The organism is Cellulomonas telluris (assembly GCF_004886325.1).
Taxonomy (GTDB): domain Bacteria; phylum Actinomycetota; class Actinomycetes; order Actinomycetales; family Cellulomonadaceae; genus Cellulomonas; species Cellulomonas telluris.
Genome location: NZ_QXFN01000017.1, coordinates 1 through 720, shown reverse-complemented (window position 1 = coordinate 720; position 720 = coordinate 1). Strand labels below are relative to the sequence as shown.

Sequence of the window (720 nt, the reverse complement as noted above, 5' to 3'; positions counted from 1 at the left end):
GCGCTCCAGCGCGCGCGCGAGGGCAACGGCCCGTCGTTCGTCGAGGCCTACACCTATCGCATGGGCGCGCACACCACGACCGACGACCCGACGCGCTACCGCCTCAACGACGAGCTCGAGCACTGGAAGCTCAAGGACCCGATCGAGCGGCTCAAGGTCTACCTGCGTCGCAACGGCCTGGTCGACCAGCAGTTCTTCGACGACCTCGACGCCGAGGCCAAGGAGATGGGCCACCACCTCCGCGAGGGCTGCAAGGCGCTGCCCGACCCCAAGCCGCTCGACCAGTTCGGCTACGTCTTCAGCGAGATGACCGACGAGATCGCCGCCCAGCGCGACGAGTTCGCCGCCTACCTCGCGTCCTTCGAGGGGAGCCACTGATGAGCACGCAGAAGATCACTCTGGCCAAGGGCCTCAACATGGGCCTGCGCAAGGCGATGGAGGCCGACGACAAGGTCCTGCTCATGGGTGAGGACGTCGGCAAGCTCGGCGGCGTCTTCCGGATCACCGACGGCCTGCAGAAGGACTTCGGCGAGGACCGCGTGATCGACAGCCCGCTCGCGGAGTCCGGCATCGTCGGCACCGCGGTCGGCATGGCGCTGCGCGGCTACCGCCCCGTCATCGAGATCCAGTTCGACGGCTTCGTCTACCCCGCCTACGACCAGATCGTGTGCCAGGTCGCGAAGTACACCTACCGCTCGCAGGGCAAGGTGAAGATGCCGA

General features: G+C 67.2%; 1 protein-coding gene and 1 pseudogene. Both read left to right on the top strand.

Features of this window, described 5'->3' with window-relative positions; translation table 11 throughout:
• Positions 1–378 (top strand): thiamine pyrophosphate-dependent enzyme (locus FB586_RS18495; protein ID WP_246036988.1); only part of this gene is annotated, 378 nt, incomplete at its 5' end.
• Positions 378–720 (top strand): annotated as a pseudogene (locus FB586_RS18490) (alpha-ketoacid dehydrogenase subunit beta); the annotation flags it as partial. The gene FB586_RS18495 and the pseudogene FB586_RS18490, both read left to right, overlap by 1 nt.